The 714-nt window shown below is 56.0% G+C and carries 1 protein-coding gene; it reads left to right on the top strand.

Annotation, left to right across the window (positions count from 1 at the left end; all coding sequences use genetic code 11):
- The coding region (locus AC1RDQ_RS28505) for a polysaccharide biosynthesis protein (RefSeq protein WP_492588755.1) at positions 1–714 on the top strand (714 nt) is incomplete at both ends.

Here is a 714-nt window from a genome sequence, read left to right as displayed (position 1 = left end):
GAACTTGAACAGCGGATTGCTCGTGAGTCTTTGTCCGTCCGTCTATTGCCGATTCTCGGTTCCGTGCGCAATCCGGAGAAGTTGCTCGACGTGATGAAAACGTGGCGTGTAGACACTGTCTACCATGCCGCCGCGTATAAACACGTGCCGATGGTTGAGCACAACATTGCTGAAGGCGTGCTGAACAACGTGGTGGGTACGCTCAATACGGCCGAGGCTGCCTTGAAGGCAGGTGTTGCCAACTTCGTCCTGATCTCGACAGACAAGGCCGTGCGCCCGACCAATGTTATGGGCAGCACCAAGCGGCTGGCCGAGTTGATGTTGCAGGCGCTCAGTCGGGAGTTGGCGCCGGTGTTGTTCGGAGATACGAGCAACGTTTCGCGGGTAAACAAGACGCGCTTCACCATGGTACGTTTTGGCAATGTTCTGGGGTCTTCTGGTTCGGTCATTCCGTTGTTTCACAAACAGATCAAGTCCGGCGGGCCATTGACGGTTACCCATCCGAAGATCACTCGTTACTTCATGACCATCCCTGAAGCGGCGCAGCTGGTGATTCAGGCGGGCTCCATGGGGCAGGGCGGTGATGTTTTTGTCCTGGACATGGGCGAGCCCGTGAAAATCGTCGAGCTGGCCGAGAAGATGATCCATTTGTCCGGCCTGAGCGTCCGCTCGGAAAAAAACCTGAATGGTGACATCGCTATCGAATTCACCGGG

This window comes from Pseudomonas sp. GW823-FHT02E01, from assembly GCF_058797535.1.
This window is presented reverse-complemented; position numbering and strand designations above follow the sequence as displayed.